The following is a 12,672-nucleotide window of genomic DNA, read 5'->3' as shown; positions in this document are numbered from 1 at the left end:
GCTGAGAAGAGCCGCATGACGGCACCCGAGACGTGACGCCGACCCGACCGCCCTGGGCGAATTAAACCCCTGCGCCGCTAGCTCTTCCAGACGATCTTGTCGACGCCGGCGGCATCGCGGTAGACAACGCTGTCCGGGGCCGTGCCGCCTCGAACATCGAAGTAGAGCCGCCCGGTTGCCTGGGTGCTCGGTGCGATCGGCTGGTTAGGGAGGCCGTCCACTTCGTGCCCTTTCATCACCGCGTAGGTCGAGCTGTTAACGGCGCGCGCGTTGAAGTCGGCGATGACCGGAGTCGGGGAACCGCTGACGCTCCTGGCCGTCACATCGGAGTACCAGATGCCGTCATTGTGGCCGCTGGGCTGCAGGTTGTTCACGGTGTAGTCGATGGCGGCGTTTGCGCTGGACACCTCGGCAGATTGACCAAACGCTACGACTTGCGGGTCCGCCCACGCCGGTGTCGCCATCATGATTCCCGCCGTCGCGATGCCGGCGGCGACTGTCGTCGTCTTTATGGCGACCTTGGAGAGCATCATGCCAACTCCTTCCCTAGGTTGCTGTGGTCAAGAAGCGGTAGCCGCTTGATTGGCCACCGCTGGTGCGTATCCCGACTCGGGATTTCAAACCTGCTCAGCGCATCGCATGTCGACTGGCAATACGACAGGCTTTTCATGGCCGGCCGTCAGATCCCCGCTGACTCTTCGGCTGCAAGACCACGATCGGGATGGGTCGCGACGTCCGCTTCTGATACTCGACGTAGCGGTTTTGGTTGTTCTTGTTGACGATCTCCCACAGTCGCGAGTAGTCGGGGTCCTCGGGCCGCACCGGTCGGGCGGTGACAGCGAAACGCCTTGGGCCGACGTTGATCTCGACGTCGGGGTTGGCCTTCAGGTTGTGGTACCAGCCGGGGGCTTCGGGCGCGCCGCCCTTGGAGGCGACGACCAGATAGTTGTCGCCGTCGCGGGCGTAGGTCAGCGACGCCGTGCGGTGTTTGCCGGTTTTCGCGCCGACGGTATGCAGTAGCAGGCTCGGTATCCACAGCGCGCGGTGACCGATCCAGCCGTTCGTCTTCCGATACACCGTGTCGTGCACCCGCAGCAGCTGTGGGAGCACCTTTTCCTCCACGAAACTCATAGCTGCCAGTCTCGCCCGGCAGCGCCGGTCTTCTCTAGTGCCTGCGGCGAAGTAGCTGCTCGTGAAGCCCTCAAAACCCGAATACAAAACGGGTGCCGTCAGGATTGACGCGCCACAATCACCGGGATTTTGGCCCTCTTGACCACCGCCGCACCGACCGATCCCAGCAACATCCCCCTGATCCGGCTGCAGCCGTGGCTACCGACCACGAGCAGTTGCGCCCCTTCGGAGGCCGCGATCAGCCAATGTGCCGGATCACCAATTTCGATTCTGCGATGGACGCCGACGTCGGGATAGCGTTCGTGCCAACCCGCCAGCCGTTCAGCGAGCGCCTCCTCCTCCTCGGATAGCTGAGCGTCCCATTTGGAGTCTTGGAGCAACCCCCTGGAGTCCGAAACCCGGGGATCATTCCAGGCGTGCAGAGCCATGAGACCGACGCCTCGTCGGAAGGCTTCTTCGAAAGCAATCGCAGTCGCCGCTTCGGATGCCGGTGAGCCGTCGATGCCCACCAGCACCGGCGCCCGCTCGACATTGCCGATCATGGCTTCGTCATCGTGGATCACTGCGACCGGGCAATGCGCGTGGTAGACCAATGCCGAACTCACCGAGCCCGAGAAGCTGCGGGCCAACGCGCCGCCCCACCCCCGGCGGCTGACAACGACCATCTCCACCTCGGTGGAGATGCCGACGAGCGTCGGGACGGTGGCCGAATGAAAAACCTTGCTATCGATCAGAACTGGACCGCACTCACCGGTGCTCTGCTCGGCGACTTTGATCGCCGAGGAGACGAAATCGCGTGCCCGCTGTTCCTGCCATTGCCTGAAGCCAGCCGGCGCGGTGACCCCGAGCCACTCCGGCAAGGGGGCGTCGACGACATGGACCAGAGTCAACGGCACATTGCGTAGCGCTGCATCACGGGCCGCCCACCGGACGGCGCCCAGTGCCGCCGTTGAGCCGTCGACGCCTACCAAGATTGTGCCACGGGGTGGTTGCCACATTTTGGAGTCCGCTTCCGGTCGGCTATTGACCCACAGGCAGGATCACTCAGGCAGGCCGTGATGGTCAGGGCCGAAGAGATGCAAGCCCAAGGACCAAAGGCACCGATTGAATCCCCCACCGGACCGCGGCCGATCCATCGCCAAGCGATCCTCGCCGGAACCGTTCAGCCGTGAGTTCATGTTCGCTACGCTTGACTGGATTCGTCAGTTGCCTGGGAAGTTGAGGCCACGAAATGGCTGAAAGACCCAAGGTTCGCGCCCGGGCGCCGGGGCCGAGCGACCTCGTCGCGGAGTTGGCTGCCGCCGGATTCGACAACGCGCGCCAGATCGCCCGAGGCGCCGCGGGGGTCGTCTATTGCTGTCGCGAGACTGCGCTAGGGCGAAACGTCGCTATCAAAGTGTTGCCGACGTTTATCGACGACGAGAGCCGCGAACGATTTCTCCGCGAGGGCTACGCCATGGGCGGGCTCTCGGGGCATCCGAACATCGTCAACATTCTGCGCGTCGGCGTCACCCCGGGGGGCAAGCCCTACATCGTGATGTCGTACTGCGCCGCCGGTTCCCTGGGCCTACGGGTGCAGCGAGAGGGGCCGATCGCCTGGCCCGAAGCCATGCGTATCGGTGTGAAATTGTGCGGGGCGCTCGAAACCGCCCACCTCACCGGCACTTTGCACCGCGATATCAAGCCCGCGAACGTTCTCGTCAACGATTACGGTGAACCGCAACTCACCGACTTCGGAACGGCGCACGTCGCCGGGGGCTATGAGACGGCGGCCGGGTTATTCTCTGGCACAGTCGATTTCCTCGCACCCGAGGTGATGACCGGCGATCCGGCGACGGTCGAGACCGACGTCTACTCTCTCGGCGCCACGCTCTACGCGCTCGTTGCCGGCGACGCTGCATACGAGCGCCGCAGTGGCGAAGACCTTCTTGCGCAGTACACACGGATCAGAAGCACGCGGGTCCCGGACTTGCGTCCCAACGGGATCCCGGATGCGGTGTGTTCGGCGATCGAGAAGGCGATGCTGTTCGATCCGGCGCAACGGCCGACCTCGGCGGCGGAGTTCGGCCGCGGATTGCAGGAGAGCCTGCGCCGCAACGGCTTAAAGCCCGATTCGATGGCGATCACCGCCGTCGGGACCGGTTCGGGCCGCGCGGTGCGCCCGCCGGCGGGCATGCCCGGCGAGAAGACGTACACGCCGGCGCCCAGACCGCCACGGATCGCCAGACCGGGCGAACGGATTTCAGGCGCGGACAGCGCCACCTCTTTGATCAATCCCCTCAGCGATTCCAGGACAACGACGACACCGGTCCCGCCGTCGCGGCCTGCCGGTCGAGCGCCGGCCGTCGCCCGCGGCCACTACGGCGTCGGCGTGCAGGGGCGAGTTCCGGCTACTCCCAACACGTCTGAGCCCACCCAGGCGATCCCCGAACAGACAAGCGTCACCGACGCGATCGCGCCACCGAGTTCTCCCGATCGACCTCCGGCCACACCGCGGGGACTCGCGACCGGGGCGGTGGCGTGGTTCAAGCCGCCGGGGGCGAAGCGAAAGCGCATGATGGCGGCGTTGATCGCCGTGGGGATCGTGGTGGCGGCGCTGGTGCTGGGCAGCGGTCTCTACGTCCTACTGACGCACGGCGACCACCGCACGGTCGCCGCGGGTCAATCCAATACCCCGGCGCAGGCCAAGTGGCAGCCGATCACGAATGCGCGCATTGCGCGCGACGCGGCCGCAACCACGCAGGCCGACGGCACGATCTGGATCTTCGGCGGAATCGGAAGCGACCACGCCGTCGTCGCAAATCACGAGGGCTATGACCCCGTTATCGACAGCTGGAAGAGCGGCGACGATCTCCCGGTTCCGGTTCACCAGGCCATGGCCGTGACGTGGCAGGGAAACCCGATTGTGCTCGGCGGCCGGCGCGGCGCGGGCGCGCAAAAGGTTGCCAGCGACCAGGTTTGGCGGGTGGTCAACAGTCACTGGGTGGAACTGCCGCACATGTTGCAGCCACGCGCGGGCGCGGCGGCGGCCGTGGTGGGCGACCGCATCATCGTCACCGGCGGTGTCGCCGCGAACGGCGCACTGCTGGACTCCACGGAGATCTTCGACGGCAATACCTGGACCCTTGGCGCCCCCATCCCGACCCCGCGGCAGCTGCTGGCCGCGGCGTCGGACGGAAAACTGGTGTACACGATCGGCGGAACCAACGGGAACGCCGACCTGGCGGCGGTCGAGGCGTATGACCCTGCCGCGAGGACCTGGACGAAAATGCCCGACCTTCCCCAACCACGCAGTGACCTCGGCGTGGCGATCGCCGATCGGCGCCTGGTCGCCGCCGGGGGCCAGTCGGCGGGGCAAGTCCTCAAGAGCGTGGCGGTGCTCGATCTGGCAACGAAGACGTGGGCGGGCTTGCCGGACATGGGAACTGCGCGCCACGGGATGGCGGTCGACGCGGTGGGGAAATCGGTCTACGCGATCGGCGGGTCGACGGCTGTGGGGGACGGCCAGGTGACCGCGACGGCGGAAGCGTTGCAGCTACCGGCGCGCCTAACGCAGCCGGCCGCGCAGTGGCGTTCCCTACCGGACGCACCGACACCCAGGCTGATGATGTCGTGGGCCGTGCTGGGCGACAAGATCTGGATCATGGGCGGCCTGCGCGATGGAGCCGCACTCCAGACCGTCGAGAGCTATGACCCGCGCACCGGCGCTTGGCAACCACAACCTCCGCTGCCCATCCCGCTGCACCACGCCGCGGCGGCCACCTATCGCGGCGAGGCGGTGGTGCTCGGCGGTGCCAGCAGCGACCTCACGCAGGCGTCCACCAAGGTGTTCGCGTTGCGTGGCGGCAATTGGGTGGAGCTGGCCAGCCTCACCCACGCCCGGGCGGCACCGGCGGCGACGGTGGTCGGTGACAAACTCGTCGTCGCCGGCGGACAGAACGCCAAGCAGCTCGTCCCGCAGACCGAGGTCTTCGACGGCAGCTCGTGGCGCGACGCGGACAACATGCCGACCCCGCGCGAACACCTGGCCGCGGTGTCCGACGGCACCTACATGTACGCGATCGGCGGCAGGTTCCTGTCCGCCGACAAGAACTCCGCGGCGTTTGAACGGTTCGACCCCCAAACCGGGACCTGGACCAAGTTGGTGGACATGCCGACCCCGCGCGGAAGCTACGGCGCCACGTTCATCGATGGCCGAATCGTGGCGGTCGGTGGCGAGGAACCGACGCGGGTTTTGGGAGTGGCCGAAATGTACGGCATCGCCGATGGCAAGTGGACCACGCTGCCCCCGCTGCCGACTCCGCGTCACGCCGAGGCGGTCGCGACGGTCGGCAACACCGTGTACTGCATCGGTGGCGCAAACCGGCCCACCCATGAAGGCCCCGTCGCGACGGTCGAGGCCCTGGACTTCCTGTAGCGACGGATCAATGGCGCTTGAGCCGGCTGCGCCACCCCACGATCCCGGCGTACACGACCGTCAGCAACACCAGCATTCCCACGTCGAACAGCCACGTCCCAGCCGTGTGTTTGAAGTGGCGGTCTTTCGGGGCGAGCGCCCCGGGCTCGATCGTCCACAAGTCGACCGTCGAGGCCTGCGCCGCGTACCCCCAGCGCGACGGCACCGCCCAGGACATCTGGTCGAGGCCGATCCGGTTGGTGACCGGGACCATCCCGCCGCACAGGACCAGCTGCAACATGAGGGACACGACCAGGAGCGGCATGATCTGCTCATTCGACCGCGCCAGGGACGACAGGACCAGGCCGACCATCGCCCCGGCCACGCACATCGCGGCGGTGGCGACGTACAGCTCGAGCGTGGCACTGCCGAGGAGCAGGGCCGGCCGGGTCGGCGCTCCTTTACCCAGGATGGTGATGGTGGTCGCGATCGCCGACTGAACGGTGGCGAACACGAAGAAGACGGCCATCTTCCCGAGCAGGTAGGCCTTGGTCGACAGGCCGACCGCCTGTTCGCGGCGGAAGATGGGGCGCTCGCCGATGAGATCGCGGATCGTCAGGGCGGTGCCCATGAAGACGGCAGCCATGGTGAGCAACATCAATACCGATCCGGGTTCGTCGGACCCGTCGCCGTTCGGATCGGCCACGCGGAATCCCGTCGAGCCGGGAACGGTGAGCGCCAGCGCGCCCATCACAAACGGCAGCACCGCCAGGAATATGAAGTAGGCGCGGTCGGCGACGATCAGCCGGACCTGGCGGCGCGCGATCGTCAAGAATTGCCGCCAGGTGCTGGAGCGTGCCGGGGCACCAAGATCGGCGGGCTTCTCCGAGTCGGGTACGGGGGGCGGTGGTTTGGCTTGCGCGAGAAAGCGACGGTTGGCTTCGTCGGGGTCCGCACCCACCATCCCGAAGATCTTGGCCCAGTTGGTGGTTCCCATGGTCGCCTCGATGGCGTCGGGCGGGCCGCAGTATGCGGTCTTGCCGCCCGGGGCCATCAGCAGCACCTGATCGCAGAGATCGAGGTAGCTCAGCGAGTGCGTCACCACCAGCACGACGCGACCGGCGTCGGCCAGCTGCCGCAGCATCGTCATGACCTGCAGATCCAGCGCGGGATCCAGGCCGGAGGTGGGCTCGTCGAGGATCAGCAGCGACGGCCCGGTCAACAGTTCGAGTGCCACCGAGGCGCGTTTGCGCTGTCCGCCGGACAGCTTGTCCACCCGCGTGTCGGCGTGCTTGGTCAGCCCGAGTTCCTCGATGACCTGCGCGACGACCTGCGCGCGGTCCTCCTTGCTGGTGTCGGTCGGCAGCCGCAACTCGGCCGCGTAGTTCAGCGCCTGGGTCACCGTCAGCTGGCGGTGCACGACGTCGTCTTGGGGCACCATCCCGATCCGGCTGCGCAACGACGCGAACTGGGCGTGAATGTCGTGCCCCTCGAACGTGATCGCGCCGGAGCTGGGACAGGTGGCTCCGGCGATCAGCCGGGACAACGTGCTTTTGCCCGCGCCTGACCCGCCGATGAGCGCGGTCAGCGTCCCGGGCCTGGCGGTCAATGAGACCTTGTGGATCAGGCGCTTGTTGTCGACTTGAAAGCCGACCTCCCGCACCTCGAGTCCGCCGCTGCGGGTAGCCGCTTCGGCGCGGCGCAGCAGGATTTCACCGTTGAAAACCAGGTCGACGTTGCCGATCGTGACCACGTCACCCTCGGTCAGCGGCGCCGACAGGATTCGGGTGCCGTTGACGAAAGTCCCGTTGATGCTGTGCGCGTCGTGGATCTCCATGCCGGTGGGGGTGGGGACTAAGTAGGCGTGATGGCGCGACGCCAAGACGTCCGCGATGACCACGTCGCTGTCTTCCGCGCGACCGATGACCGCGGCCCCCGCGGGGGGCGCCCCCAGCTTCGATCGTGAGCGCTGCACCGCGCGCCGCAGGTTGGTGCTGTCCAACCCCGAGGCTTCGAGGGTTTCTGCCCCTATTTCGGTGAGCGGCTGCCGCCCCGGCGGTTGCGGCGGGCCGGCCGGCTGCGGAACCGGGTAGGCAGCGCCCGGCGGCACCGATTGGCTCGGATAGTTGATACCGCGGCGCGGCCCGCTGTTCCGATACGACGTCGGTCGCGGCTGGCCGGCCGGGGGATGGTGGGCCGGGTCCGATTGCGGTCTCGCCGTGCGGCCCCCCGGGCCGCCGCCTTGCGGTGCGGGCCCCGTCCGAGACGGCGTCGGGCCACCGGGCGGCGTGATCACCGGGACCGCCTCCACCGTTGGGGGAAGCTGGCCGACCGTCCCCTGGTGACGTCCGATCTCGAAGGTCAAGCGCGGCCCGTCGGGCGTTCCCATGTTGATGCCCTGGCGATCGTGGATGTCGATCCCGCGCACCCGCTGGCCGTTGACGAAAATCCCAGTGGGCGAACCGTTGTCGATCGCTATCCATTTGCCCCGATCGAAACGCAGCAGCAGGTGCGCGCGGGCGATCAGCGGATGGGCGACGCGCATGTCGGCGCGGAGGTCACTTCCAACGACCACATCACGGCCCGGCGCGAAGCTGCGCTGTGACCAGTCCGATTGAACCGTCAGCACGGGCGGTGCGGGCCTGCTCATCACATAAGTATTGGACGCGCCGCAAACACGCGCTCACTATTTCGCTTTATATGTGAAGATGATCGGTTTCGCCGCCCGACCGCTCAGAGCGGGCGGCGGAGAACCTCAGCTTCGCGCCGTGTTCTCGGTGATGATGTCGCACGCCGTCTCGTAAAACGCGCTGATCAACGTGGAGAACGAAAGCTGGAAGGGATGAATCATGTACACGTCCAGCTGCTCCAGGTGCCAGTCCGGCAGCACCGGCACGATGCTGCCTTCCCGCAATTCGGTTGTGACGATGATCTGGTTGGGCATCGCACCGATACCGAGTCCGTGCAGGATGTACTGCTTGCACACCTGAAAGTTGTTGGCGCGCCCCCGAACCATCGGCGAGATTTCATGGCGCCGCTTGTTCTTTGCGACGGTGAGCTTGCGCGGTCCATCGCCGACTCCGCAGTCGATGAACGGCAAGGTATCCAACTGTGTCGGGGAGGTGATGGGCTCGGGTAGCTGGCGGATGAAGTCGGGCGATGCGCAGAGGAAGAGCTCGAGACTGAAGACCTTTCGTGCGATCAGTGTCGAGTCTTGCAGAGGCCCCGTGCCGAAAACCACGTCGAACCCGTCGTGGACGGGATGAACGACGTTGTCCACCAAACGGATATCCAGCCGCGAGTGCGGGTAACGCTGCAAGAATTTGGCGCCGACGCGCGACGCGTAGTCGATGCCGACAAAGACGGGGATGGCAACGCGCAACTCACCTTGTGGTTCCAGCTTGCTGCCTTCCACCAGGGCCCGTACTCCGTTGGCCTCGGCCAGGATATTCACGCCGTGGCTGTAGATCTTCTCGCCCAGATCCGTGACGGTGAGCTGATGGGTGTTCTTGCGCAGCAGCTTGATGCCCAGGTCCGATTCGAGCTTGCTGAGCTTGCGGCTGACGGTTGATTTCGGCATGCCGAGCAGCGCCGCCGCCTTCGACAGGCTGCGGCACTCGACGACCTTGCCGAATACCAGCAGGGCATCGAGGTCGAACGGCAGGTTTTGCTCCACGTGGCGTTCCAAAATTGCAACAGGGTGTTGCAATTGAAGGCCTATTTGCGCATTTGGTCAAGTGCTACCTTCGGCCGAGAGGCGGAGGAGGGCCCGATGAGTCAGGACGTCTTGGTGACTAAGCCGTCAAGCGGGCACTGGACGGATGCCTATCCCGAATTGGGCCGCGGCCCAGTGTCACTCGAGGACTGCGTCTCAAAAGAGTTCTACGAGAAAGAACGCGAGCACGTCTTCAAGAAGACCTGGCTCTACGTCGGACGGGTTGAGCGAGTACCGAAGTCGGGTAGCTACTTCACCCGCGAGCTGAGGTTCCTCGATACGTCGATCATCATCGTGCGCGGCAAGGACGGCGTGATCCGCGCCTTCCACAACATCTGCCCCCACCGCGGCAACAAAATCCTGTGGAGTGACGACCCGTTCGAGGAGGTGCAGGGTCGCGCCCCGGTGCTGTACTGCCGCTTCCACGGCTGGCGCTACAACCTGGATGGCTCGCTGCACGCCGCCACCCGCAAGGATCTGCTGCTCGACTTCGACGCCGATGCCTGCCGGGTGCCCGCGATTCAATGCGAGGTATGGGAAGGCTTCATCTTCGTCAACTTCGACCCGCACAACACCGAGCCGCTGCGGTCGTACCTCGGCGAGCTGGCCCACGGCATCGAGGGCTATCCGTTCGCGGGGCCACACCAAGTGTATCGGTTCAAAGTCGAATTGCAGTGCAACTGGAAGGTTTTCGTCGACGGCTTCGCGGAGAGTTACCACGGTCCGTACCTGCACGCGTCCTCGTTCGGCGCTCTCACCGCGGAGGCCCGAGATGCCTTCGACCAGCCGAACCCGTTTACCGATGCGCTGGCCTATCAGCTCAAGGGTCCGCACCGGATGTTTTCCTTCGCGGGCGAGCCGTCGCAGCAGACGCCGTATTCCAAGCCCATCGAATGCGTGATGGAAGCGAGCGCGGCCGGCCCGTGGAACAAGCGCCCCGATCGCGGACCGATGCCGGCGGGGCTCAATCCGACTCGCTCGGAGAAGTACGGTTTCGATTCGTTCCAGTTCTTTCCCAACTTCGTGGTGATCTTCGGTTCATCCGGTTTCAGCACGCACACGCATTGGCCGACGGGCCCGCACTCGCACATCTTCGAAGTCGAGATGTTCTATCAGCCACCCCAGACGCACAAGGAGCGGCTGGGACAGGAGCTGACCGTGACCTTCCTCAACGACATCATCCTGGAGGACGCCAGCCCGTCTGAAGGGTTGCAGGCGATGCTGAACAGCGGCGCGCTCACGCATTTCACGATGAATGACGAGGAGATCCTGCTGCGGCATCTGCACAAGGTGGTGGGCGACTACGTGGCTGCCGGCGAGAATGCCAAGGCGGGCCGATGAGCGCTCTTCTGCCACACGAGTTCTCGCAGATCGAGCACCTGGTGCCCGAGTGGGCTATCGAGGATGGGCATGAGCGCTATGTGAAGCGCGTGAACAGCTCCATGGCCGAGATACAGGCGTTCTACGACGAGGTGTTTCCGCACGCCGAGGAAGCGGTCGCCTATATCGACAAGTTCGACTATTCCGAACCGCTGCCTGAGGACGTCGCGAACCTCCGCAATCTGCTGTACTCGTTGATCACCGTCTCGTTGGCGGTGGAGCTGTGGAGGCAGCCCCGGGTAAAGCATTCGGCGAAGACCATTCTCACGAGGCTGAGCTGACGCATGGGACTTTCCACCACACGACTCGAAGTCATCGACTGCACACCGTCGATCGGCAGCGAGATCAGGACCGATCTGGACACCCTGCTCAGCGGCCGCGAAGCGGATAACATCCGTGCAATGCTCGAGCAGCGCGGGGTGATCTTCTTTCGCGGACTGCAGATCAGCGACGAGCAACAGGTCGCCATTGCGAAAACCCTTGGCAGCATTGTGCAGAACGAGGGGGAGGGCGGGATCTACAAGATCTCGCTCGACACGAACGTGAATCAGCGGGCCGAGTACTTGAAAGGCTCGATGTTCTGGCATTTCGACGGTTCGCTGCAGCCCTATCCGAATCTCGCCACCCTGTTGCGCGCCATGAAGCTGTCCGACTCCGGCGGGCAGACCGAATTCTGCAACACCTACGCGGCCTACGAGGACTTGCCGGAGGCCGACAAGACGGCGATCGCCGGCCTTCGGGTGGTTCACAGCGCGGAGCGCTCGCAATACTATGTGCGGCCCGAGATGAGCTACGAGGAGATCACCTTCTGGCAGAAATCCCCCACCAAGTCCTGCCCGATGGTGTGGACGCACCGATCCGGACGCAAATCCTTGCTGCTCGGTGCGACGGCGGATTACGTGATCGGACTGCCGGTGGAAGAAAGCCGCGCATTGCTTGCGCGCCTTCGTGACTGGGCGACTCAAGCGCGCTACCTCTATCGCCACGAGTGGCAGCTGGGCGACCTGCTGATGTGGGACAACACCGGGACCATGCACCGGGCGCTGCCCTATGCCGCTGACAGCGGTCGTCTCATGCACCGCACCGTGCTTGCCGGCGAAGAGCCGCTGGATTGAAACTCGGCATCGCGACACCCGTCGTCACGAACGTCGCCGGCGCTGCGTTGACGTGGGAGAAGACCGCCACGATCGAAGCCATCGGCCGCGTCGCCGAGGCGGCGGACGGGCTTGGCTATCACCACCTCACCTGCAGCGAGCACATCGGAATACCGTCGGCGGAGGCCGCCCGGCGCGGCTCCCGGTACTGGGACCCACTGGCCACACTCGGCTACATGTCAGCGCGCACCAACCAGATCCGACTCGTCACGATGACCCTGGTGCTCGGCTATCACCATCCGCTTGCGATCGTAAAGCGTTATGGCACATTGGATCATGTCAGCGGTGGCAGGGTGATTCTGGGCGTCGGCGTCGGGAGCCTCAAGGAAGAATTCGACCTCTTGGGCGCACCGTTCGAGGACCGTGGTGCTCGCGCCGATGATGCCCTGAAGGCGCTGCGGGCGGCACTGCCCACCAATGAGCCGGTGTATGAGGGCGAGTTCTACACGTTCGGTGGGCTCACCATCGATCCCTGTGCGTTACAACCGCATATGCCGATTTGGATCGGCGGGCGCACGCGGCGCTCGTTACGGCGCGCGATCGCGCTGGCCGATGGGTGGTGTCCGTACTACGTGTCCGTTGCCACCGCCGCCGAGTGGCTGCAGGCGCGAGAGCTACCCGCGGGGTTCGAAGTGGTTTTGCCCGCCGATCAACCGCTGGACCCGGTGGGCGAGCCGGCGTTGACCGAAGACGCACTACACACCATCGCCGCTGCCGGCACCACCACTTTGTCGGCCAGGTTCATCCACCACTCGCTCGAGCATTACCTCGAGCAGATTCACGCGCTGGCGGAGATCCACGGCAAAGCGTTCTGACAACGGGATAGGCCCGCTGGTCAACGCTTTGATCGTCCAAAGGTGAAGTGTGCGGGCCGGTGCAGCGAACTAAGATTCGGA

At 65.3% G+C, this 12,672-nt stretch carries 10 protein-coding genes; 5 read left to right on the top strand and 5 right to left on the bottom strand.

All coding sequences use genetic code 11. The annotated features are described in order from the left end of the window. Positions 1–77 precede the first annotated feature (77 nt). From EPN51_RS10310 to EPN51_RS10300, 3 genes are all read right to left on the bottom strand, one after another. Positions 78–533 carry a DUF1942 domain-containing protein gene (locus EPN51_RS10310; protein WP_293041552.1) on the bottom strand — a complete coding sequence of 152 codons (456 nt, stop codon included), beginning with the start codon at positions 531–533 and terminating at the stop codon, positions 78–80. Between the two features lie 133 nt (positions 534–666). Next, positions 667–1,131 (bottom strand): nitroreductase family deazaflavin-dependent oxidoreductase, encoded by a 465-nt coding sequence (locus tag EPN51_RS10305; RefSeq protein ID WP_293041550.1) that lies wholly within the window; start codon positions 1,129–1,131, stop codon positions 667–669. A 98-nt stretch (positions 1,132–1,229) separates the two neighbouring features. Beyond that, positions 1,230–2,129: a universal stress protein gene (locus EPN51_RS10300; RefSeq protein WP_293041547.1), complete on the bottom strand. Its 900-nt coding sequence runs from the start codon at positions 2,127–2,129 to the stop codon at positions 1,230–1,232. A 233-nt stretch (positions 2,130–2,362) separates the two neighbouring features. On the opposite strand from EPN51_RS10300, the gene EPN51_RS10295 reads away from it, so the two are divergent. Beyond that, a complete protein-coding gene (locus EPN51_RS10295) occupies positions 2,363–5,548 on the top strand; it encodes a kelch repeat-containing protein (RefSeq protein ID WP_293041545.1) in 3,186 nt (1,061 codons plus the stop codon). Between the two features lie 7 nt (positions 5,549–5,555). On the opposite strand, the gene EPN51_RS10290 is transcribed toward EPN51_RS10295, so the two are convergent. Both EPN51_RS10290 and EPN51_RS10285 read right to left on the bottom strand, forming a co-directional pair. After that, positions 5,556–8,177, bottom strand: a complete 2,622-nt coding sequence (locus EPN51_RS10290; RefSeq protein WP_293041542.1) for an ATP-binding cassette domain-containing protein — start codon at positions 8,175–8,177, stop codon at positions 5,556–5,558. Positions 8,178–8,282: 105 nt separating this feature from the next. After that, positions 8,283–9,203 carry a LysR family transcriptional regulator gene (locus EPN51_RS10285; protein ID WP_293041539.1) on the bottom strand — a complete coding sequence of 307 codons (921 nt, stop codon included), beginning with the start codon at positions 9,201–9,203 and terminating at the stop codon, positions 8,283–8,285. 96 nt (positions 9,204–9,299) lie between these two features. Between EPN51_RS10285 and EPN51_RS10280 the strand changes: the two genes are divergently transcribed. Genes EPN51_RS10280 through EPN51_RS10265 form a run of 4 tightly spaced genes read left to right on the top strand, consistent with a single transcriptional unit; the run spans position 9,300 to position 12,591 of the window. Next, a complete protein-coding gene (locus EPN51_RS10280; RefSeq protein ID WP_293041536.1) occupies positions 9,300–10,583 on the top strand; it encodes an aromatic ring-hydroxylating dioxygenase subunit alpha in 1,284 nt (427 codons plus the stop codon). Further along, positions 10,580–10,903: a hypothetical protein gene (locus EPN51_RS10275; protein ID WP_293041533.1), complete on the top strand. Its 324-nt coding sequence runs from the start codon at positions 10,580–10,582 to the stop codon at positions 10,901–10,903. Before EPN51_RS10280 ends, EPN51_RS10275 begins: the two co-directional genes overlap by 4 nt. A 3-nt stretch (positions 10,904–10,906) precedes the next feature. Then, positions 10,907–11,737, top strand: a complete 831-nt coding sequence (locus EPN51_RS10270; protein WP_293041530.1) for a TauD/TfdA family dioxygenase — start codon at positions 10,907–10,909, stop codon at positions 11,735–11,737. Next, a complete protein-coding gene (locus EPN51_RS10265; protein ID WP_293041527.1) occupies positions 11,734–12,591 on the top strand; it encodes a TIGR03619 family F420-dependent LLM class oxidoreductase in 858 nt (285 codons plus the stop codon). The genes EPN51_RS10270 and EPN51_RS10265 overlap by 4 nt, the downstream gene beginning before the upstream one ends. The last annotated feature ends 81 nt before the right edge of the window (positions 12,592–12,672 follow it).

The organism is Mycobacterium sp. (assembly GCF_004298145.1).
In the GTDB taxonomy this organism is placed as follows: Bacteria; Actinomycetota; Actinomycetes; order Mycobacteriales; family Mycobacteriaceae; genus Mycobacterium.
Note: the sequence above shows the minus strand (reverse complement) of the source record. Positions and strands in the feature narration are given on the sequence as shown.

Excerpts from the sequence above, each read along its gene's own strand:
- EPN51_RS10295 (WP_293041545.1), top strand. The coding sequence starts at position 2,363 with ATGGCTGAAAGACCCAAGGTTCGCGCCCGGGCGCCGGGGCCGAGCGAC.
- EPN51_RS10310 (WP_293041552.1), bottom strand. The coding sequence starts at position 533 with ATGATGCTCTCCAAGGTCGCCATAAAGACGACGACAGTCGCCGCCGGC.
- EPN51_RS10300 (WP_293041547.1), bottom strand. The coding sequence starts at position 2,129 with ATGTGGCAACCACCCCGTGGCACAATCTTGGTAGGCGTCGACGGCTCA.
- EPN51_RS10290 (WP_293041542.1), bottom strand. The coding sequence starts at position 8,177 with ATGAGCAGGCCCGCACCGCCCGTGCTGACGGTTCAATCGGACTGGTCA.
- EPN51_RS10305 (WP_293041550.1), bottom strand. The coding sequence starts at position 1,131 with ATGAGTTTCGTGGAGGAAAAGGTGCTCCCACAGCTGCTGCGGGTGCAC.
- EPN51_RS10270 (WP_293041530.1), top strand. The coding sequence starts at position 10,907 with ATGGGACTTTCCACCACACGACTCGAAGTCATCGACTGCACACCGTCG.
- EPN51_RS10275 (WP_293041533.1), top strand. The coding sequence starts at position 10,580 with ATGAGCGCTCTTCTGCCACACGAGTTCTCGCAGATCGAGCACCTGGTG.
- EPN51_RS10280 (WP_293041536.1), top strand. The coding sequence starts at position 9,300 with ATGAGTCAGGACGTCTTGGTGACTAAGCCGTCAAGCGGGCACTGGACG.